Source organism: Spirosoma knui (assembly GCF_054780635.1).
In genome coordinates this window covers 616784-637706 of the sequence record NZ_BAAGVY010000002.1, presented here as the reverse complement: position 1 = coordinate 637706, position 20923 = coordinate 616784, and the positions used below count along the sequence as shown (strand labels likewise).

General features: G+C 52.4%; 17 protein-coding genes. 16 read left to right on the top strand and 1 reads right to left on the bottom strand.

What is annotated here, in order from left to right:
• Nucleotides 1–182 precede the first annotated feature (182 nt).
• Complete coding sequence (locus tag ACYVIY_RS07405) at nucleotides 183–344, top strand: lmo0937 family membrane protein (protein WP_460975664.1); 162 nt, start codon at nucleotides 183–185, stop codon at nucleotides 342–344.
• A 91-nt stretch (nucleotides 345–435) separates the two neighbouring features.
• Here the strand turns inward: ACYVIY_RS07405 and ACYVIY_RS07400 are convergent, their stop codons facing one another.
• A complete protein-coding gene (locus tag ACYVIY_RS07400; RefSeq protein WP_460975923.1) occupies nucleotides 436–1266 on the bottom strand; it encodes a CvfB family protein in 831 nt (276 codons plus the stop codon).
• A 304-nt stretch (nucleotides 1267–1570) separates the two neighbouring features.
• On the opposite strand from ACYVIY_RS07400, the gene ACYVIY_RS07395 reads away from it, so the two are divergent.
• The 15 genes from ACYVIY_RS07395 to ACYVIY_RS07325 all read left to right on the top strand — a co-directional run bounded on the left by ACYVIY_RS07395 (nucleotide 1571) and on the right by ACYVIY_RS07325 (nucleotide 20906).
• Entirely contained in the window at nucleotides 1571–2416 is an 846-nt protein-coding gene (locus tag ACYVIY_RS07395) for a lytic transglycosylase domain-containing protein (RefSeq protein WP_460975663.1), read from the top strand.
• 212 nt (nucleotides 2417–2628) lie between these two features.
• Nucleotides 2629–3444: an MlaE family ABC transporter permease gene (locus ACYVIY_RS07390; protein ID WP_460975662.1), complete on the top strand. Its 816-nt coding sequence runs from the start codon at nucleotides 2629–2631 to the stop codon at nucleotides 3442–3444.
• Nucleotides 3445–3505: 61 nt separating this feature from the next.
• Nucleotides 3506–4261, top strand: a complete 756-nt coding sequence (locus tag ACYVIY_RS07385; protein ID WP_460975661.1) for an ABC transporter ATP-binding protein — start codon at nucleotides 3506–3508, stop codon at nucleotides 4259–4261.
• A gap of 113 nt (nucleotides 4262–4374) precedes the next feature.
• Nucleotides 4375–5403, top strand: coding sequence for an MlaD family protein (locus tag ACYVIY_RS07380; RefSeq protein ID WP_460975660.1), 1029 nt, complete (start codon nucleotides 4375–4377; stop codon nucleotides 5401–5403).
• 377 nt (nucleotides 5404–5780) lie between these two features.
• Nucleotides 5781–6920, top strand: a complete 1140-nt coding sequence (locus ACYVIY_RS07375; RefSeq protein ID WP_460975659.1) for a FecR family protein — start codon at nucleotides 5781–5783, stop codon at nucleotides 6918–6920.
• Nucleotides 6921–7107: 187 nt separating this feature from the next.
• Nucleotides 7108–10545, top strand: coding sequence for a SusC/RagA family TonB-linked outer membrane protein (locus tag ACYVIY_RS07370; RefSeq protein ID WP_460975658.1), 3438 nt, complete (start codon nucleotides 7108–7110; stop codon nucleotides 10543–10545).
• A gap of 19 nt (nucleotides 10546–10564) precedes the next feature.
• The gene (locus tag ACYVIY_RS07365; protein WP_460975657.1) at nucleotides 10565–12124 is read left to right on the top strand and encodes a SusD/RagB family nutrient-binding outer membrane lipoprotein; all 1560 of its coding nucleotides are present in this window, start codon (nucleotides 10565–10567) and stop codon (nucleotides 12122–12124) included.
• An 82-nt stretch (nucleotides 12125–12206) separates the two neighbouring features.
• Nucleotides 12207–12665 (top strand): RidA family protein, encoded by a 459-nt coding sequence (locus tag ACYVIY_RS07360; RefSeq protein ID WP_460975656.1) that lies wholly within the window; start codon nucleotides 12207–12209, stop codon nucleotides 12663–12665.
• 42 nt (nucleotides 12666–12707) lie between these two features.
• Entirely contained in the window at nucleotides 12708–13436 is a 729-nt protein-coding gene (locus ACYVIY_RS07355; protein WP_460975655.1) for a carbohydrate-binding family 9-like protein, read from the top strand.
• Between the two features lie 30 nt (nucleotides 13437–13466).
• On the top strand, nucleotides 13467–14687 hold the full coding sequence (locus ACYVIY_RS07350; protein ID WP_460975654.1) for a selenocysteine synthase: 1221 nt from the start codon (nucleotides 13467–13469) through the stop codon (nucleotides 14685–14687).
• 25 nt (nucleotides 14688–14712) lie between these two features.
• Nucleotides 14713–15960 carry an amidohydrolase/deacetylase family metallohydrolase gene (locus tag ACYVIY_RS07345; protein ID WP_460975653.1) on the top strand — a complete coding sequence of 416 codons (1248 nt, stop codon included), beginning with the start codon at nucleotides 14713–14715 and terminating at the stop codon, nucleotides 15958–15960.
• Between the two features lie 51 nt (nucleotides 15961–16011).
• Entirely contained in the window at nucleotides 16012–17811 is a 1800-nt protein-coding gene (locus ACYVIY_RS07340) for a PQQ-dependent sugar dehydrogenase (RefSeq protein WP_460975652.1), read from the top strand.
• 25 nt (nucleotides 17812–17836) lie between these two features.
• On the top strand, nucleotides 17837–18295 hold the full coding sequence (locus tag ACYVIY_RS07335) for a RidA family protein (protein ID WP_460975651.1): 459 nt from the start codon (nucleotides 17837–17839) through the stop codon (nucleotides 18293–18295).
• A gap of 18 nt (nucleotides 18296–18313) precedes the next feature.
• Nucleotides 18314–19537 (top strand): aminotransferase class V-fold PLP-dependent enzyme, encoded by a 1224-nt coding sequence (locus ACYVIY_RS07330; RefSeq protein ID WP_460975650.1) that lies wholly within the window; start codon nucleotides 18314–18316, stop codon nucleotides 19535–19537.
• A gap of 85 nt (nucleotides 19538–19622) precedes the next feature.
• A complete protein-coding gene (locus ACYVIY_RS07325) occupies nucleotides 19623–20906 on the top strand; it encodes an amidohydrolase/deacetylase family metallohydrolase (RefSeq protein ID WP_460975649.1) in 1284 nt (427 codons plus the stop codon).
• Nucleotides 20907–20923 lie beyond the last annotated feature (17 nt).

Below are 20923 nucleotides of genomic sequence, written 5' to 3'. Positions count from 1 at the left end.
GGCCCATTTTCACTCCATACGGGCTAGATCAAACAAGGATTTTTCAAGCCTTTAAGTCGGTTGAAAGGTCGCCGTTTGACGAGCCGATACTGGGCGGGTTAGTAGATTCCGAAAACCAAATGATAGCAAGTTGGTTAGTTGCTTGTAATACACCTAATTAATTCAATAAACCAATAAACGTTATGGGCAATCTGCTGTATACTATAGCCGTGGTGCTGATCATCATCTGGCTGCTTGGTTTTTTAGGGTTCAATAGTTTCGGTCTGGGCGGTATCATTCACGTCTTGCTGGTCATTGCGGTTATTGCCATCATTCTGCGCCTGATTCAGGGCCGCAGCGTTTAGCGACCAGAATCTATTTCTACTAAAAAGCCCGCTTCTAGATGGAGCGGGCTTTTTGTCTGTTTATGTACAGATACGTATGAGTGCTCCCTCGCTACAGCAAGCGAATACCTTTTTCTTCGATAACAATCTTCCGTTCTTTATAAAGTGTTCCAATGGCCTTTTTGAACGTTTTCTTGCTCATTTCCAGCGTTTTGTAAATCTGTTCGGGAGGGCTGTTATCGGTCAGGGGCAGAAATCCGTTTTCCGCTTTAAGCGTAGCCAGAATGCGCCGAGCGTTCGGCTCTACATTCTCGAAACCAGTACGTTGCAGGCTGACATCAATGCGATTATCGTCCCGAATGTTTTTGATATACCCAATCAGCGGATCGCCGGGACGTACCGTCCGAAAAATCTCGTTAGCGTAAATCAGCCCTTTATAGCGGTTATTGATAATGACATTAACGCCGAGGTCGGTGGTTTCGTAAGCCAGCAGTTGAACCTCTTCGCCGACGTACAAGTCGCCCGCATCGGGGTCTAAAAAGCGGTTTATCTTACTCGACGCCACAAGCCGGTTGGTTTCTTCATCCAGATACATAAACACGACGGGCCACTGCCCAACCTGCATCGGTCGGCTTTGTTCGCGGTGCGGCACGAGCAGATCTTTCTCTAGTCCCCAATCCAGAAAAGCTCCGGCGCTTGTCACAGCCACCACCTGCAGCGAAGCAAACTCGTCGCGCTGAATGGCAGGGGTCAAGGTGGTTGCGATGGGCCGATCTTCGGAGTCGGTATATATGAAGACGTCGATCTCATCCTCAACGTCCAGCGTATCGGGCACGTATTTGTTGGGCAGCAGCACGTCATTGCCCTGTTCATCGCCCAGAAAGAACCCAACACTGGTTTCGCGCAGCGCGATTAAAGTATTTACTCGTCCAATTTCAATCATAAGCGTTCCTGATCCAGCCGGCAGCTTGTGCCGGAGGTTTGCGGCTACAAAGGTCGTTTTTTTACGCTGACCTACCACTAGGTTACGCGCATTCAACCGACGCGGTATGATGCGATTACCCAAAATTTATTTAAAAATTGAAGTATTAGATTTTTCCGTGAAAGCTCCTGAGACTCAATTAGTTTTTGGCCTCACCCGTCACCCGCCCGCCATCATATTAACAAACGCTATGTATTATATTGATTATCAATGCACTATATATTCTCTACTGGCGTTATAGACTCAGTACCATCTATTTTCAGTTTTGCTTATACGAGTTGGATTTTCAGTGTTGATGGCCGCTCTTCGCCCGGCTGTCACAGTTGCCGCCAAGATTGCCCCCTCCCCAATTTCTCACGCCAATTCGAGTTCTTTTGGTGTTATTGCCCAGCCCGACGCAACCGGGTCAATGCTTCAGCCCCAGTCCAGCATCATGACATCCTTGGTGAAGCCGGTTGCCAATGCGCCCGCCCTGCCCCTGCTCGATGTTAACTTCTGCGGAGAATGCTTACCCCTGGATCAGACCGATGTCGTTGACCGCTGGAAACATGTGTTTACGTTGTTCCGCAGTCAGGCCAGAGACCTGGGAAATCTTCGCGAGAAAGCCGATGCGTTTTTTCCGATCATCAACCCCATATTAAAAAAATACGATATCCCCGACGACTTCCGGTACATTCCCCTGGCCGAAAGTGGCCTGCGGGCCAAGGCCGTTTCACGGGTTGGCGCGGCTGGCTACTGGCAGTTGATGCCGGGAACGGCCCGTGAGCTGGGCCTGAAAGTAGGCGGTCGGGTCGACGAACGGTTCAATGTTCACAAAGCCACCGAAGCGGCCTGCCAGTACCTGCGAAAACTCTATGATCAACTAGGTTCGTGGTCGTTAGTCGCTGCGGCTTATAACGCCGGACCTAGCTATCTGAAGAACCAACTGAAACGGTTGGATCACCGTGATTATTACCGGATGCGGCTGCCGCGCGAAACCCAGTATTATTTGTTTCGGGTGCTGGTGTACAAAGAAGTGTTGTCACGCCCCGATGATTACTCCTCATTTTTAGCTCCATTGCCGCAAACGGCTTATTACCCCTTGTCAGCGACGCTCCAGCGGGTGAGTTAACCCAAGCGTCTATTCCCAAGAGCCCGGCCTGCCAATACGTATTGGCAGGCCGGGCTTTTTTTAGGACAATGCCGCTATCCCATCCCACAAACTAAGTTAACCAACTGGCTAACAGACGTAGTATTGGTAAAATTAAACTACCAAGGTATAAATCAGTTATACCCTTACATGAAGCCGGGTTAATACCTGGCCCCACTACATTAAGCCGCTAAATGCAGTCTGATACCACCAATCCTCAAAAATCAACATCCGATCGGCCTGTTGTGGGTCGCCGGCTGGATGCATTCTTCCTAAACCTGGCCGACGTAAGCTCCTTCGTTGGCCGCTTCTTTCGGGAAGTGTTTATGCCTCCCTACGAGTTTAAGGAGATTATCCGGCAATGCTACGAAGTCGGCTATCGGTCCCTGTTGCTCATTTCTACCACGGGTTTCATCACGGGTATTGTTTTTACCAACCAGTCGCGACCGTCTCTATCGGAGTTTGGTGCTACGTCGTGGTTGCCGTCGTTGATCGCCATTGCCATTGTTCGGGCGTTAGGACCGCTGGTTACAGCCTTGATTGCCGCTGGAAAGGTAGGGTCAAGCATCGGGGCCGAATTGGGGTCGATGAACGTAACGGAGCAGATCGACGCCATGGAAGTGTCAGGAACGGACCCATTTAAGTTTCTGGTGGTCAGCCGCGTGCTGGCGACTTCCTTCACCATTCCGATCCTGACGATGTATACGATTTTCGTAGCCCTGATCGGGGCGTACATCAACGTCAATCAGAACGAGCAGACCAGTTTTACGTCGTATTTTCAGGAGGTATTCGGAGCCATTACGTACCTCGACATTTTTGCTTCGCTGCTCAAATCGATTGTGTTCGGCTTCACAATTGGCATGGTGGGCTGTTATAAAGGGTATCATTCCTCAAAGGGAACCGAAGGCGTGGGTAAGGCCGCCAACTCTTCCGTTGTTACGTCGATGTTCCTGGTCTTTATCGAAGAATTAATCTCCTTACAGATTGTAGGGGCAATACGGGGTAGTTGACAAGCCATTGGGTACCCAGTCCGGATGTTTTTTGCTACTTCTGATTACTCATTACACTGCCATGACACCAACCAATGAACCAGTTATTACCATTCGCGGGCTGCGTAAATCGTTCGGCGATTTACACGTGTTGCAGGGGGTAGACCTGGACGTAAACCGCGGAGAAAATGTAGTCGTGCTGGGCCGCTCAGGCACCGGAAAGTCTGTTTTGATCAAAATTATCGTGGGCCTGCTCCAGCCCGATGCCGGTATCGTTCGGGTGCTGGGCGAAGAAGTCGAGCGCCTGCGGGGTAAGGAATTGGACGCGTTCCGGCAAAAAGTAGGTTTTTCGTTTCAGAGCAGCGCCCTGTACGACAGTATGAGTATTCGCGAAAACCTCGAGTTTCCGCTCGTACGCAACATCCGAAATCTGAGCCGGGCCGACATCGACCGGGCGGTTGAAGAAGCGCTCGACGACGTAGGTTTGTCGCAGACCATCAACCAGATGCCTTCGGAGTTGTCGGGTGGCCAGCGGAAGCGGATCGGCATTGCCCGAACGCTGATCTTGAAGCCCGAAATTATGCTTTACGATGAACCCACCGCAGGCCTTGACCCGATTACCAGTATTGACATCAACAACCTGATCAACGAAGTGCGGGAACGCTACAAAGCCACGTCTATTATCATTACCCACGACCTCACCTGCGCCAAAACAACCGGTGATCGTGTGGCTATGCTGCTGGACGGAAAATTTGAGCGGGTCGGTACGTTCGATGAAGTATTCGCAGACCCCGACGAGCGGGTTCAGCAGTTTTATAATTACAATTTTGTGAATTGATTGCTTTTTCCAGGTCGGTGGATTTAAGTAAAGTGAGCAGGTCACATTAAAACATTTTGCTCACTTCAACAATTACACCTACTGCACTTACACCACCATTATATCCGATTCGAATGAGTACTGAATCAACAAAACGCTCCGTTGTCGTCGGCATTTTTATTCTGCTGGGGATCGTCATTTTCATTGCCGGAGTCTTCGTGTTGGGTGGCCAACAAAAGCGTTTCACCAAAAGCATTCAAATTATTGCCGTTTTTAAAGATGTGGCCGGCCTGAAAGCAGGCAACAATGTCTGGTTTTCGGGCGTCAAAATCGGCACGGTTAAGCGAGTAAGCTTTTTCGGAAACGCTCAGGTAGAAGTGGACATGAACATTGAGCAAAGCTCGCAACAGTATATCCGTAAAGACGCCAGTGCTACCATCAGTTCAGATGGACTTATCGGCAATAAGATCGTAGTGATCACCGGCGGCACAACCAACCACCCCGAGGTAGAAGAAGGAGATCGGCTGAAAACGCAGGAAGCGCTCAGCTCCGATCAGATCATGACGACGCTTCAGGAAAATAACCGCAACCTGCTTAAGGTGACCAACGACTTCAAAGCGCTGGTTGGCAACATCAGACGCGGGAAAGGAACCGTTGGAGCGGTATTGACCGATTCGATTGTCGCGCTGAACTTCAAACGCGCCATGCAGAATCTCGAACGGGCTTCCGAAAATACGGCAAACGTAACGCGCTCGGTTTCGCAGTTCGCGGGCAAGCTGAATACGAAGGGCACGCTGGCCAACGAACTGGTTACAGATACCACCGTATTTCGCCGATTGAGCCGCTCGGCCAATCGACTCGAAAGTGCCGCCAGTTCCGCCGATCAGACCGTCAGCAATCTCAACCGCACGTCGGAGAATATAAACCGGGCTTCGGAGAAACTAAACAATACCAACAGTCCTCTGGGCGTGTTGTTGACCGACCAGGAAACGGCGACCAACCTGCGCAGTACGTTACGTAATCTAAACCAGGGCACCCTGTTGCTGAACGAGGATTTGAAAGCGGCTCAGAATAACATTTTGTTACGTGGTTTTTTCAAAAAACGCGCGAAGGAAGAAGCCAAACGCAAAGCGGATAGTACAGCAGCCGTTGGTAAGCCTTAAGGGTTCTCATTAGTAAAAACGTGGCGCCTGTTCTTGAGACCAATCGGTAACAAGAGCAGGCGCTACGTTTTACGTTTATAACGTTCGCTTCTCTCCTGATAACGCTCTTCCTAAAGGCAGGTTATGGACGTTAGGTCCAGCAACCACGACCAGTAAAGCAAGCGGTTTACATCTTCCGCCGACAGCGCACAGGTATCTATAGATCCAGCAACCGCTGATCGTAGCTGTGACAATCTGCTTTTATCAGGATTGCGCCCTCTCGTAAGCTTCACCAAGCAGTATTTATAAAATTTTTCAAAATATTCTTTCCCAAAGAGAGTATTCACCGCTACGTCCTGCATCTTTCCTTTAACAAAGCGAAAGTATCATTGGCGTTTATGCACGAATACAGAGATTTTGAGCCTGAAGAATTAGCTGCTGATACTTCATTTCAACGTTGGAAACTTTTTGACAATCCCATTGACAAGGCATTTTGGGAGCAGTGGCTGCTCAGCAATCCGGACCGGCGCGAAGTCGTGAATAAAGCGTACCACTTGCTGGTTACGCTGCACACTGATTACAAACGGCAGATTGACGAGGGTGAATACATCTCGAAGCAGGAAGTAAAGCAGGAGATTACGCGGCTGCGGGAAGCCATCGACCCACCGAAGCGGCATGCTGTTCAGCCAGGCTGGTGGCAGTTTACACCGGTTCGATACGGCATGGCGGCCAGTTTTCTGGTCTTAATTAGCCTGCTGGGCTGGCACCTGTTTCATCCGGCCTGCGCAAAGCGTGAGATTACGTATGCCGAACTCGTTGACCATGCGACCAGCTCCCTGACGGAAGTCAGCAATGCAACGGACAAACCCCTGCGGGTGAGTCTGCCCGATCGGAGCACCATTCTGCTGTCCCCAAAAAGCCGCGTGAGTTACGCGAAATCGTTTTCGGGTCGTAAACGGGAGGTGTATCTGTCAGGCGAAGCGTTTTTCAGTGTCATGAAAGACCCGACCCGGCCCTTTTACGTACACAGCAATCGGCTGGTCACAAAGGTATTGGGAACGAGCTTTATTGTGCAGGCCTACGAAGGAGCGAAACAGGCCCGGGTGATTGTCAGAACGGGTAAGGTATCGGTTTATCCGCAGAGCCGGGCAACGGCAACGAATTCAGCGAAAGAGCCAAAAGCCGAAGGGGTTGTCTTAACGCCCAATCAGCAGCTGGTTTTCTCACCTGAGGAGTCGAGCTTGGTAAAGAGCATCGTTAAACAACCGGCCCTGCTCGCGCCATCGGCCCCGAAGCAACTCTTTACGTTCCGCCGGACGCCGATTGCAGACGTGTTTGCGACGCTTGAGCAGGCTTACGGTATCCGGATTGTCTTCGACGAAGAGCTGATGCGCGATTGTTACCTGACGGCAGCCCTGGCCGATGAACCGCTGTACGAAAAGTTGACCTTGATCGGGCATACGATCGACGCGACGTTTGAGCAGCTGGACGGATACATCATTATTCACAGTAAAGGCTGTAAGCCGCGAACGTACTAGTTTCCTAACAACCACTAAACTAACCGATTGCCTATGCACATCATTACCTCGTCCCAATAAAAAAAGAGTCGAAAATGCGCCAACATCTTCGACTCCGAATGTCCCTCATGTATTGCCTACGATGATGTCCGCAAGCCGGACCAGGACTCCTTTTTGCCGAATTGTGAACCCGACAAAAGCCAAAACTATGTCAAAACGAATACAGTTTCAAACGACATTACAGAAAATTATGCACGCTGGCCTTTATCAAGTCTTCCTGGCTGTGGCCTTCGTTTCCCTGGCGCACGCCGTTGACGTCAGCGGCCAGAAAGTACTGGAACAAAAGGTGACGCTTCGGCTCACCAGTGCCGATGTAGAAACGGTGCTGGAGCGAATTGAGCAGGTTGCCCGCGTTAAGTTCATGTATAACCCCCAGATTTTTGGGAGCAGCCGCAAGCTTTCCTATACCTTCCGCGAAGAGCCGCTCGGTCAGGTCCTCACGACGGTATTGGCTCCTTATCAGGTTGGTTACGACGTATTTCAGGAACGGATTATTCTGAAACGGCAGGAGAGCAGGCTGGAAAGTAAAGCCTCCGATCGACCGGAAGCGCCCAAACGAAAAATAACGGGTACTGTACTGGATGAAAAAGGGGCACCACTGCCCGGTGTTAGTGTGGTCATCAAAGGTACGACGCGTGGTACCAGCACCGTCGCCGACGGTACGTTCGCGCTTGACGCTCCCGAGCAGGATGCGGTGCTGGTCTTCAGCTTTGTGGGGTACAAACGGCAGGAAGTGACCGTTGGCAACCAAACCAACCTTGCCGTAAACCTGGAACCTGAATCCAGCACCTTGAGTGAAGTGGTTGTTACGGCCTTAGGTATCTCCAAAGAGAAAAAAGCCCTTGCCTACGCCGTATCTGAAGTAAAAGGCAGTGAGTTTACGCAGGCTCGTGAAAACAACGTAGCGAATGCTTTGACGGGTAAAATTGCGGGTGTGAACGCTACGGGTATGTCGACGGGTCCGGGTGGCTCCAGCCGGATCATTATCCGGGGGAACGGCTCGCTGAACGGCAACAACCAACCTCTGTACGTCATCAACGGGATGCCTATGGACAATAGCATTCCGGGTGGTGGTACTATGGCTGACGGTAACGGCATGAACGTCGACCGGGGCGATGGCATTGGCGGCATCAACCCCGACGATATCGAATCGATCAGTGTCTTAAAAGGCGGTCCGGCTGCGGCTCTGTACGGTGCCCGGGCGTCGAATGGCGTTATTCTGATCACGACTAAGAAAGGACGTGGCCAGAAGGGTCTTGGCATTGAAGTAAACAGCACGACAACTTTTGAAGACATTGCCGTGATCCCGAACTGGCAGTATGAATACGGCCAGGGCCTGGACGGTAAAAAACCCACAACCCTGACGGAGGCTAAAAGTACCGGTCGTCTCTCCTACGGTGCCCGGATGGATGGCCAGCCCACCATTCAGGTTGACGGTCAGCTTCACCCCTACTCGCCCCAGAAAGATAATCTGAAGAACTTTTACCGAACCGGCAGCAACTACATCAACTCGGTAGCCTTTACGGGTGGTAACGAAACCGTCAACTTCCGGTTGGGACTCAACAATACGAGTTCAAACAGCATTGTCCCGAATTCGTCGTTTACCCGGCGTATTGCCAACCTCAACCTCAATGCATTCCTGGGTAAAAAACTGAGTATTGAAACCGTGTTTCAGTATAATCTGGAAGAAGGCATAAACCGCCCAAAGGTGGGGTATGCGGACATGAACCCGCATTGGGCAACGTACCTGATTGCCAATACGGTCGACATTCGTTCGCTGGCTCCGGGTTATGATCCAGTGACGGGTAAAGAAGTGGAGTGGAACCCCGTTCCGGCCGCACCAAACCCATATTTCGTGGTGAACAAGTTCAAGAACGACGACCGGAAAAATCGATTTCTCAGCCAGGGAAGCATCCGGTACGACATCCTGAATAATCTGTCCATCAAGGGTAGCGTCAGCCAGGACTACTACAGCTTCCAGTCCGAATACGTCCAGCCGACCAACAACGCGTTTCAGCCCCTCGGTACGTATGACGCCCGCAAAGTGATGTCGTCGGAAACGAACGGGATGCTGACGCTGAACTATAACACGAATTTTTTGAAAGACAATCTGAGCTTCTCCGCGTTATTGGGCGGCAACGCGCAGCAGTCTATGTACGACCAGACCCAGATTGCGGGCAGTGAATTTACAGTTCCTTACTTCTATAGTTACACCAATCTGGCCGCTTCGACCACGACACCGACGTATCTGAAGAGTGCGATCAACTCGGTGTTTGGCTCGGTGGACTTTGGGTATAAGAACGTAGCGTACCTGACCCTTTCGGGCCGTCAGGACTGGTTTTCGGTCCTGAACCCGAAGAGTAACAATATTTTCTATCCCTCGGTTGGCGGCTCGTTCATTCTGTCGGACGCGTTCCAGTTACCCAAGGCGATCAGTTTCGCCAAGCTCCGGGCTTCCTGGGCGCAGGTCGGTGGCGCAACGGTAAACGCGTATCAGATCTACCAGTACTACTCCATGCAACAGGGCGGTCACAACGGTCGGCCGGTGCAGGTCCTATCGTCGTCACAGGTGCCGAACCCCGACCTGAAACCGTTGACCTCTACTACCTATGAGGGCGGTATTGAAGCGAAATTCCTGAACAACCGCCTGGGTATTGACCTGACGCTGTACAACCGAAAAACCACGAATGATATTGTAACGACCAACATCGCGGTGTCTTCGGGCTATACGTCGGCGCTGCTGAACGTAGGCGAACTGAGCAACAAGGGTGTTGAGTTGCTGCTCACCGGAACGCCCGTCAAACAGAGTAATTTCAGTTGGGATGTGAGCTATAACATGGCGTACAACCGAAGCAAGATCGAACGGCTGGCCGAAGGTCTGACCGGCATCGACATTGGCTCCGGCGTAGGCGGTGGCCTGGTCCGTAACGTACTGGATCGACCTTACGGAACCGTCTGGGGGTATCGGAAGAAAACCGATGCGGGCGGTAACGTCGTCTTCAATCCGGCCAGTGGGTACGCCGTCCGGGGTGATCTGGAAGAAATCGGCCAGGGTACGCCACCGCTGACAATGGGTATCACTAACAACTTCCGGTACAAGAATTTCTCCTTGAATTTCCTGATCGACGGCAAATTCGGCAGCATCGTGTACTCGAACCTCTACCAGTATGCGTATCGCTTTGGCTTGCCGCAGGAAACCCTGCCTGGTCGCGAAACCGGTGTAACGGTAACGGGCGTAACCCCGGAAGGGGCTCCCTTCACCAAAACCTGGAAGAAGGAAGAGGTGGATACGTATTACGACAATGACAAGAACTACACGGCATTGTTCATGTTCAACAACGACTTTATCAAGCTTCGTCAAGTCGTTTTGAGCTATAATCTACCGGTTAATAAGCTGTCGTTTCTGAAGATTCAAAGCGCATCGATCTCGCTGGTTGCCCGGAATCTGGCCATCCTCTACAAGGACAAAAAGAATCAGTATTTCGATCCGGAGTCGAGCTACACCAGCACGAATGCCCAGGGTCTGGAAGCGTTCGGCGTGCCCAGAACCCGTAGCCTGGGCGTGAATCTAATGGTGAAATTCTAATCACGTAATCCTCTGAACCATGAAGCGTTTGATTCAAAAGATACTCTGTTTGGCTCCGTTATTCCTCATCTTGTCAGCCTGCGACAAAGGCTTTGAGGAGATGAACGTAGACCCCAATAAATACTCTCAGGTTGTTCCCGAATACCTGTTCACCAGAGCGCTGCTGGATGGCGTAAGCACCAATTTTACGGGTGCGGCTTACCTGACCATCGGTCAGTCGATGCAGCACTTCGCTACGTATAAAGAGGTGCCCGCGGCCGGTGATAAGTACTTCAACTACAACTATTCGACCGCCAGTTGGGACGCCTACGCAGGCACCGCAGCCGGGCAAGGTTCGGTGATTTCGATTAGTCAGGTGATTGATGCCGTATCGGGAAACGCTGCCAACGTAAACAAGCTGTCGGCCGCCCGCATCTGGAAGGCATACCTCTTCCACCGGCTGACCGATCTGTACGGCGACATCCCCTATTTCGACGCCGGGAAAGCGCTGGCGAATAAGAATTACGCGCCAAAGTACGATACACAACAGGTCATTTACGCCGATCTGCTGAAAGAACTCGACGAATCGATTGCCGCCTTCGACCCGGCCAAAGTCACCTTCGGCAATGCCGATCTAATGTACGGTGGCGACATTACCAAATGGAAGAAGTTTGCCTATTCGCTGATGCTTCGTTTAGGCATGCGCCTAACTCAGGTTGACCCGGCTTTGGCAAAAACCTGGGTTGAAAAAGCCATTACCGGTGGGATAATCCTCGACGACGCTGACCGCGCCGTGATTGCCTACGTAGATGGGTCGCAGATTGCCAGCCGTAATTTCATCGCCAACGGATTGCTCAGCACGGATTACATTACGCCGGGTGGCGACAACGTAGAAGGTGGTAAACTGGCGAAAACGCTGATCGATTACCTCAAGAACACAAAAGATCCCCGGCTGAACGTCATCTCGATTGTCTGGACAACGACGGATAACAAAACGTTCACCGCCGACACCACAACAGCTCGCCAGAGTGGAATGCCCAATGCAGCCTTCAACAATCTGCCCGCTAACTTCAACTCATTCTCGGAGCCGAACCCCAATACGTTGCTGAAGTACAGTGCACCGTTGATTGTGCTGGGCAATGCGGAAACGAACCTGCTGCTCGCCGAAGCCGCCGTGCGTGGCTGGTACAGTGGCAGTACGGCCGAAGTGGCGTACACCAACGCCGTTAAAGCGAATATGCGGCAGTGGTCGCTGTTTGGTACGGGTGGTGTCATTTCGGATGCAAAAATCAACGCGTATCTGGCCGCTAATCCGTACAAAGGCGGAACGGTGGCTCAGCAGATCGAGCAGATCAGCACCCAGAAATGGGTTTCGCTTTTCCTGGAAGACGAATACGAGATCTTCGCCAACTGGCGACGGACGGGATACCCAGTGCTTACGCCAACGAACTATCCGGGTAACCTTACCGGCGGCCAGATTCCAACCCGCTTCGTGATTCCCGATTCGGAAGGCATTTACAACAATGCCAACTTCGTTGAAGCGCGGACGCGGCAGGGCGGCACCAATACCCTTTCCAGCGTCGTCTGGTGGGACAAGTAAATTCTGGCTTTATCTGACTATTACCAGTACCCTCTCCCTATAAGGAGAGGGTACACTAATTCAACCGTTCATTAAACCCGTAATGAAAGTAGAACGCCGATCCCTTTTAAAACGTCTTTTCGCATTCCTAGCCGGTCTGACCGGGCTTACGGCAAGCCCTTCCACACTCGCCGAATCGCTGACCCGAAGTCAACTCGCGGATTTAGACGCGCAGCCGGACAACCCGCTCTATTCGAGTTCAACGAAACTAGGCAACCTGGTTTTCATTCAGGGTATTGGTGCCCACTTCGAAGGCGACGTAAAAGCCCATACCGATCACGTACTCAAAGAAATGGAGAAAGAACTGGTAAAAGCGGGCTCGTCGATGCAAAAGGTGTTGAAGGTTGGCGTTCTGCTTCATGACCCCAATGATTACAAAGCGATGAATGAGGTCTACAAAGGACGCTTTGGCAGCAAGCCCCCCGTCCGCACCACGGTGGGTGTACGGTCAGGCGTACCGAACAAATCTCTGGTCGAAATGGATTGCATTGCCTTCATCTGACAAGAATCTCCTCTGTTTTACGATTAATTAGCTGGTCCTGGAATGAAACGAATCGGTTGGATAGTCCTCTTTCTGGTCTTGTATGAGTGCTACGTAGCCCCACACGCCTACGCGCAGGAGAAGGACTCGTCGGTGATTCACATTCGCAAAACAGAAGATTTTCAGGTCAACGGCAAAGGCGATCACATCAATTGGACGAAGACGCCCTGGCTACCAATCACAATTCAGGAATCGGCGGGCAGAATGCTGACGACCAACACCAAACTGCTCTACTCAGCCACCGGCCTCTACGTCCTGTTCCAGTGCGAAGACCAGAAGCTGACGGCAAGTATTGAGGAGGATTTTGCCGCTTTGTTCAAAGAAGACGTAGTAGAGGTGTTTATCTGGCCCGACCCATCGGTACCCATCTATTTTGAGTATGAATTGTCACCCCTGAATTACGAACTGGCGATTCTGGTGCCCAACATCAACGGGCGGTTTAACGGATGGAAGCCCTGGAATTACAAAGTTGGTTCAAGAACCCAGCACGCGACCAGCGTACAGGGTGGCGACAAAATCAGCCAGGCAACCGTCAGCGGCTGGACGGCCGAAGTGTTTATTCCGTATCGGCTGCTGGCCCCCCTCGTACAGTCACCGCCCACGCCGGGCACCCGATGGCGGGGCAACCTATACAGAATTGATTACGACCAAGGCTACACAACCTGGTCGTGGCGAAAAACGAGTGGCAGTTTCCACGAATTCGATAAATACGGAACCTGGATTTTTGACTAATTATCTTTTCCCTTTACATCCCCTACAACTATGCTCAATCGTAGAAGTCTCATCAAGCGTTTGTCGGCCCTGCCTTTGTTTGGCGGCTTTTTAGGTACTGCCACACCGTTTGAATCTGCCGTAGCCGCTCCGGCGCTGGCGGCACGTAACGTGGTCAAAGAGTTAGGCATTCGGACCTTTATCAACGCGGCCGGTACGTATACGGCCATGACCGGCTCCCTCATGGAGGACGACGTTGTCGATACGATCCTGGCTTCGTCGAAGGAGTTTATGATGCTCGACGACGTACAGACGAAGGTTGGCGAAAAGATTGCCGCCTTGACCCACGCGGAGTCGGCCGTGGTATCGGCCGGTTGTTTTTCGGCGATGACGCTGGGACTAGCGGGTGTCCTGACGGGCATGGATCAGAAAAAAGTAGAGCAACTGCCGCACCTCGAAGGCACGGGCATGAAGTCCGAAGTGATTGCCCAGAAAGCGCACGACATCGGCTACTCGCACGCCTTGACCAACACCGGCTGCAAGATCATCCAGGTGGAGACGATTGAGGATGTCGAAAAAGCCATCAGCGACAAAACGGCTATGCTGTGGTTCCTGAACATCCAGTCTGACAAAGGCAAGATTACGCACCAGCAGTGGGTAGACCTCGGCAAAAAGCATAACATCCCGACTATGATCGACATTGCCGCCGACGTACCGCCGGTCGAGAATCTCTGGAAGTTTAACGACATGGGCTTCGACCTGGTCTGCGTATCGGGTGGTAAGGCGATGCGTGGTCCTCAAAGTGCGGGTCTGCTGATGGGCAAGAAAAAATACATCGATGCCGCCCGGCTCAGCATGCCACCCCGTGGCTCAACCATCGGCCGGGGTATGAAGGTCAACAAAGAAGAGATTCTGGGCATGTACGTCGCCCTGGAAAAGTTCGTGAACCTGGACCATCAGAAAGAATGGAAAATGTGGGAAGAGCGGACAGCACACATCGCCAACACGGCCATGTCGGTGAACGGCGTATCGGTCCAAACCTTCGCGCCGGAATTGGGTAACCACACCCCCACGCTACGTATCGCCTGGGCGGCCGATAAAGTAAAAATTACGCCCAAAGCGCTCCAGGAGCAGCTACGTAATGGCAATCCGTCCATAGAAGTAGTGGGCGAACCCGCAGGGATCAGCATCACCACCTGGATGCTGAAACCGGGACAGGAAAAAATCGTGGCCGCTCGTCTTAAAGAAGAATTCACCAAAGCGTCGGCTTAGTATACCCTGTCTATTCGCAGCACCTATGCGTACCTTGTATTCATTTTTTATTGCGCTTAGTTTACTCGGCAATGCGGTCTGGGCGCAGTCCTATACGATTGTCATCAAAGGCGGGCATCTGATCGATCCGAAGAATAACATCAACGCCCCGATGGACGTAGCGATCACCGACGGCAAAGTCGTTAAAGTCGCCAAGTCCATCGACGCCAAACAGGCCAAGCAGGTCGTGGATGCCAAAGGCATGTACGTAACGCCCGGCCTGATCGACATTCACGGCCACGTTTTCCACGGCACCGAACCCGATCACTACCTCAGCAATGGGTTGGTGGCGGTTTCGCCCGATGGATTTACCTTTCGGGTAGGCGTAACGACCATCGTCGATGCGGGCGGAGCGGGCTGGAAATCCTTCGAGACGTTTAAGCAGAACGTCATTTTCCCGTCTAAAACGCGGGTATTGTCGTTCATGAATATTGTCGGCGAAGGCATGCGGGGTGGCAAATTCGAGCAGGATACGTCTGACATGGACCCGAAGATGGCGGCTAAAGTGGCCCTCGAAAACAAGAACGACATCGTCGGCTTTAAGGTGGCTCACTTTCAGGGACCAAGCTGGGCTCCGGTCGATCATGCCGTTGCCGCCGGGAAGCTGGCCAATATGCCCGTCATGATCGACTTTGGTGGCAACACCCCTCCGCTCCCCCTCGCTGACCTGTTCCTGAAACACCTGCGGCCGGGCGATATTTTCACCCATGCCTACACGCTGCTGGAAGGTAATGTTCGCGAAACGATCGTGGATGAAGGCACCAAAAAAGTAAAGCCGTTTGCCTGGGAAGCCCGCAAAAAAGGCATCGTCTTCGACGTGGGCTATGGCGGAGCCAGCTTCAACTATTCGCAGGCTATTCCGGCGGTGAAAAGCGGGTTTTACCCCACTACCATCAGCACTGATCTGCACACGGGCAGTATGAACGGCTCAATGAAAGACATGCTCAGCATCATGTCGAAGTTCCTGGTGATGGGCATGGACATGCCGAGCATCGTGAACGCCAGCACCTGGACACCCGCTCAGGTCATCCACCGCGAAAATCTGGGACACCTGTCAGAAGGCGCGATTGCCGACGTCGCCATTTTCAGTATGCGAACCGGCAATTTCGGCTTCTACGATAAAACAGGCTACAAGATGGCGGGCAAGCAGAAGCTGGAATGTGAGATGACCATCAAAGGCGGTAAGGTAGTCTATGACCTAAACGGCATTGCCAACCCCATTGTGACGCGATGAGGAGATGATACTCCCTTCCCGGCTTTATCTATTCATTATTCCCTTCCTTCTATGACCTCTAAAGTTTACGCGAAAGGATTTGTGCTGGCGCTGGTAACCTTGGCTGGGTTTGTCCAGCGAGAGTCCGGAAACGGAATTCCTGTTCAGACTGACGAAAACGGCGGCCTGTTCCTGCCCGATGGGTTCGAGGCTACCGTCGTCGTTGACAGCCTGCCCGGCCGCGCCCGGCACATTGCCATTAACGACAACGGCGACATCTACGTAAAAGCCCGCTTCGCCCGCGATAAAGGTGAGTCGGTTATCGCCCTCCGCGATACAAACGGCGATGGTCGGGCCGACATCATCAAAACGTTTGGCGGCAACGCGCGCGAACGGGCCTACGGTACGGCCATGCGGATTTACAACGGCTACCTGTATTTCAGTTCCGAACTATACGTGTACCGCCAAAAACTGACGCTCGGCAAACTAGTGCCCGAGGAACCAATGGAGGTTGTGCTGACCGACGATCATAAGCACGGCATGCACGAGCACATCGCCAAGCCAATCACCTTTGATGACAAAGGCAATATGTACGTACCGTTCGGAGCGGCCTCCAATGCCTGCCAGGAAACAAACCGTATGCCTAGCTCACCCGGTATCGACCCTTGCCCGATGCTCGACGACCACGGGGGCATCTGGCGGTTCGATGCAAACAAAATCGGTCAGACGCAGAAAGACGGGTATCGCTTCGCCAGTGGCCTGCGGAGTGTAGTAGCGATGGACTGGAACCCCGAAGACAAAAACCTGTACGCCCTTCAGCATGGCCGCGATGATCTGCTGATGCTGTGGGCGGGGGTGTATACATCCTGGCAAAGTGCCGTGCTGCCCGCCGAAGAGCTGTTACTCGTCAAGGATGGTATGAACGCCGGGTGGCCGTATTGCTACTACGATCAGATTCAGGGCAAGAAAGTGCTGGCTCCCGAATACGGTGGCGATGGCAAAACCGTCGGCCGCTGTGGTGACTACGAAAAGCCGATCATCGGTTTCTCTGCTCACTGGGCTCCCAATGACCTGCTTTTCTATCGCGGTACTACGGCTAAAAATGGCTTTCCAGAGCATTACAAAAACGGCTCGTTCATTGCCTTCCACGGCTCGACTAACCGTGCTCCGTATCCGCAGGCGGGTTATTTTATCGGCTTTGTTCCGGCCAGAAACAACGGCGCACCAACGAGCGACTGGGAAGTGTTCGCCGACGGTTTCGCTAAAGTCGACCCAATCGTTAACGTCAGCGACGCCGTCTATCGCCCAATGGGTATTACGATGGGGCCAGACGGTTCTCTGTACGTAGCAGAAACCGAAAAAGGCAAAATCTGGCGCATTACGTATAAAGGGAATAAAGCCAGTTTCGGCAAGGCACAACTGGCGCAGATGGAGAAACGTAAGACCATGTCCAACATCCGTGACCCGGACCTGGTGGCCGACAATCTGGACAAAGGCAAGCCGGTTGCGGGTGGCAAAGTATATGGTGTGTACTGCTCGGCCTGTCACCAACGTAACGGCCTGGGCGACTCGCAACGATTCCCACCCTTAGCGGGCTCGGAATGGGTTACCGGCGACAAAAAGAAGCTGATCACCGTCCTGCTGAAAGGCCTGGAAGGCCCTATCGAAGTAAAAGGGCAGTCCTACAACAACGTAATGCCGCAGCACAGCTTCTTGAAAGATGAAGATATTGCGGAAGTGTTGACGCACATCCGTAGCAATTTTGGCAACGTAGCCGATGCGATCACCGCGAACGAGGTCAGCGAGGTCAGAAAGAGTATCGACAAGAAACCCACAGATAAGCCTAGGGGCGCAGTTAATCGTAAAAAGTAACCATTTAATTTTCAATTATTCTCTCATGAAAGCAGAACGCCGTTCCATTCTTAAGCGTCTTTTCGCATCTGTCGCCGGAGTTGCCGGTCTGAGCACCGCAGCCAAAGCCGTAGCTGAGCCAGCCGCCGAAAAAGAAGTCTTCAACGTAGTTAATCATCAGGATGTGCCCTTGTTTTCGGGCTCTACCAAGCTTGGCAATCTGGTCTTCGTTGCCGGAAAAGGCTATCATAAAGAAGGTGACATTAAAGTTCATACCGACGAAGTCCTCAAAGAGCTGGAAAAAGAGCTGATCAAAGCGGGCTCATCGATGGAGAAAGTTTTGAAGGTAAGCGTGTTCCTGCACGATCTGAACGATTACAAAGCCATGAACGAGGTCTACAAAGGTCGGTTCGGCAGCAAGCCCCCCGTTCGTACCACGGTGGCCGTGTACGGTGGCGTTCCCGGCGATTCGCTGGTTGAGATGGATTGCATTGCTTACATCTAATCCGTACCAACAACCTCTATGTTAAGCCGACGCAAACTCATCAAGCGCTTGTCGAGTGTTCCCGTTCTCGGTGGACTACTCGGCAGCGGCTTACCCATAGCGGCTACCGAAGCGCTGGCAGCCGCTCCCAAACGCGACTTGTTCAAAGAGCTGGGCGTACGTACGTTCATCAATGCCGCCGGTACGTTGACTTACATGACCGGTTCGCTCATGCCCGACGAAGTACTCGATGCCATCAACTACGGGGCCAAAGAGTTTTGTCTGCTCGACGAAATTCAGGACAAAGTAGGCGCGAAGATTGCCCAGATGACGCATGCGGAGTCGGCGGTGGTTACCTCCGGAGCTTTCTCGGCGATGACGCTGGGGCTGGCGGGAATCCTGACGGGCATGGACCAGAAAAAGGTAGAAATGCTACCGCATCTGGCCGGTACCGGCATGAAAACAGAGGTGATCTGTCAGAAAGCGCATGACATCGTCTACAACCACGCGCTGACCAACACCGGCTGCAAAATCATTCCGGTTGAAACGGCCGAAGACGTGGAGAAGGCCATTAACGAGCGGACGGCGCTTATGCACTTCCTGCACATCGAAGCCGACAAGGGCAAGATCATGCACGAAGAGTGGGTGGCGCTCGGCAAAAAGCACAACATCCCGACCTCCATCGACATTGCCGCCGACGTACCGCCGGTCGAAAACCTGTGGCGCTTCAACGACATGGGCTTTAGCTTCGTGGTGATTTCGGGCGGGAAGGCCATGCGTGGTCCGCAGAGTGCAGGTTTGCTGATGGGTAAAAAAGACATCATCTCGGCCGCCCGGCTTCACATGCCTCCCCGCGGTTTCAACATCGGCCGGGGTATGAAGGTCAACAAAGAAGAAATTCTGGGTATGTACGTCGCCCTGGAACGGTTCATCAACCAGGATCACGACAAAGTCTGGAAGTCGTGGGAAGAGGGTATTTCGCACGTCGACAATGCCGTCAAATCGATCAGTGGAGTAAAAACGGAGGTGAAGGTTCCACCGCTGGGCAATCACACGCCTACGTTACGTATCGCCTGGGACCCGGCAAAGCTCAAGATTACCAGCAAAGATTTGCAGGAAGCCTTACGGAAGGGCGACCCCTCCATCGAAGTCGGCGGTGGTGGTCCGAGCAATATCAACGTTACGGTCTGGATGCTGAAACCCGGCCAGGAGAAAATTGTAGCCAAGCGCTTAAAAGAAGAGCTTTCTAAAGTAGCCGTTTAACGTTATCCTTCCCTAAAAAGCCCATTACGTTTGTGATGGGCTTTCCAAATTATTCACGTTGTAGCCAGGTTAAACTCCTCAACCCATGAAGAAACTATATCTCATCCTGTGTCTCCTGATCAGCTCGTTTGGACAGCTAGCCGTTGCGCAGACGTACAGCGTTGTTATCAAAGGCGGACACGTTATTGACCCCAAAAACAACATCAATGAGGTCATGGATGTCGCCATTAACGAAGGTAAGATCGTTCAGGTGGCCAAAAACATCGATCCGAAAGGCGCTCTACAGGTCGTCAATGCCAAGGGTCTCTACGTAACACCCGGTATCATCGATATCCATACGCACGTATTTTTTGGCACTAATCTGGACCAGACCTACAGCAACGGTCCCAACGCCCTGCCGCCCGACGGCTTCACGTTCCGGAACGGCGTAACAACCATTGTGGATGCAGGTTGCTCCGGCTGGCGCGACTTCGAAGCGTTCAAGAAACAAACCATCGACCTGTCGCAGACCCGTGTGCTGGCCTTACTAAATATTGTCGGCAGCGGGATGCGGGGCGGGCGGTTTGAGCAGAACATTCAGGACATGGACGCCCAACAAACGGCAGACATGGCCAAAAAGTACCCCGAACAGGTAGTCGGTGTTAAACTCGCGCATTTCAACGGCTACGACTGGACCCCAACCGATCGGGCCGTCGAAGCTGGAAAGCTGGCCAACATACCCGTTATGATCGACTTTGGCGGTAGTACGCCTACGCTGTCGCTCGAAGACCTTTTCCTGAAACACCTGCGGCCGGGCGATATCTACACCCACTGTTTTGGTCAGCTCAAAACCCGCGAAGCCATTGTGGATGTCGCCAATAACAAGGTCAAACCGTTCGTCTGGGAAGCGCAGAAGAAAGGGCTCATCTTCGATGTAGGCTACGGTGGCATCAGCTTTGCTTTTTCGCAGGCCATCCCGGCTCTCAAGAGTGGCTTCTTCCCCAACACAATCAGCACCGACATTCATACGGGCAGCATGAACAACGCCATGAAAGACATGCTCAATGTGATGTCGAAGTTTATGGCAATGGGTATGGATTTGCAGCAGGTCATCAAAGCCAGTACCTGGAACTCAGCCAAAGCGATCCGGCGCGAAGAACTAGGGCATCTGTCGGTGGGCTCAGTGGCCGACGTAGCCATTCTGAACCTGCACGAAGGCAAGTTTGAAGTACGGGATACGGGTGTTTTCGGCTTCTTCGATTATACCGGCTACAAGATTGAAGGCAAACAGAAATTAGCCTGCGAGATGACCATCCGTAACGGAAAAATCGTGTATGATCTGAACGGAATTGCCAATCCAGTTGTGGTTACGCAGAAACCTCGTTCATAATCCAAAAAAAACTTCAG